This window comes from Streptomyces sp. CC53 (genome assembly GCF_001865245.1).
Classification (GTDB): Bacteria; Actinomycetota; Actinomycetes; order Streptomycetales; family Streptomycetaceae; genus Streptomyces.
Genome location: NZ_MKXB01000150.1, coordinates 19,397 through 20,322 on the forward strand (window position 1 = coordinate 19,397; position 926 = coordinate 20,322).

At 68.5% G+C, this 926-nt stretch carries 1 protein-coding gene and 2 pseudogenes; all 3 read left to right on the forward strand.

Annotated features, from left to right (window positions below; translation table 11 throughout):
- A pseudogene (locus BJP40_RS35605) lies at positions 1-203 on the forward strand (roadblock/LC7 domain-containing protein); the annotation flags it as partial.
- A gap of 94 nt (positions 204-297) precedes the next feature.
- Positions 298-843: a DUF742 domain-containing protein gene (locus BJP40_RS16175; protein WP_071280967.1), complete on the forward strand. Its 546-nt coding sequence runs from the start codon at positions 298-300 to the stop codon at positions 841-843.
- Positions 824-926, forward strand: a pseudogene (locus BJP40_RS35610) (ATP/GTP-binding protein); the annotation flags it as partial. The gene BJP40_RS16175 and the pseudogene BJP40_RS35610, both read left to right, overlap by 20 nt.

A 926-nucleotide genomic window follows, 5' to 3' on the forward strand; every position in this document is an offset into this window, starting at 1 on the left:
TGGTCAACCAGACGGTCGTGGAGATGGAGCGCGGCTTCCTCTTCATCATGTCCATCTCCGACGGGTCCTCGCTGGCCGTCCTCGCCCACCCGGACGCCGACATCGGCCTCGTGGGCTACGAGATGGCGCTGCTGGTGGACCGCGCCGGCAGCGTCCTGACCCCGGACCTCCGCGCGGAACTGCAAGGCAGTCTTCTCAACTAGTAGATGAACCGTGCGTTTCTCGCCACCGCGCCTTAAGGTGCGGTGGCGCGGTTCAAGGGACATGGACCGGCGATCGGCAGTCGGAGGAGGAAACGTGGCAACACCAGGCGGACATCAGGCGTACGACGGTGCGCATCTGTCGCAGGGTGAAGCGGACCGCTTCAACTTCCCTTCCGCGCCGGGCAGACAGGGCTACCAGCAGCCCTACCAGGACCCCTACCAGCAGCCGCAGCAGCACGTGCGCAGTCAGCCGACGCAGCGGCACCGCTCCGCGCCGGCGGGCGGCGGCACGGGTGCGCACAACCCCCTGGTCCGTCCGTACGCCATGACCGGCGGCCGGACACGACCCCGGTACCAGCTCGCCATCGAGGCGCTGGTGTCGACCACGGCCGATCCGTCCCGGCTGCACGGGCAGTTGCCCGAGCACCAGCGGATCTGCCGACTGTGCTTCGAGATCAAGTCGGTGGCCGAGATCTCGGCACTTCTCTCCATCCCCCTCGGCGTCGCCCGGATCCTCGTCGCGGACCTGGCCGAGGCCGGACTTGTCGCCATCCACCAGCCCGGCGGTGACGAGGCCGCCGGCGGCCAGCCAGACGTGACACTGCTCGAAAGGGTGCTCAGTGGACTTCGCAAGCTCTAGCGGCGGTGCCACCCGCTCAACCACAAGCGCGAAGATCGTGGTGGCGGGTGGTTTCGGCGTGGGCAAGACCACGTTCGTCGGCG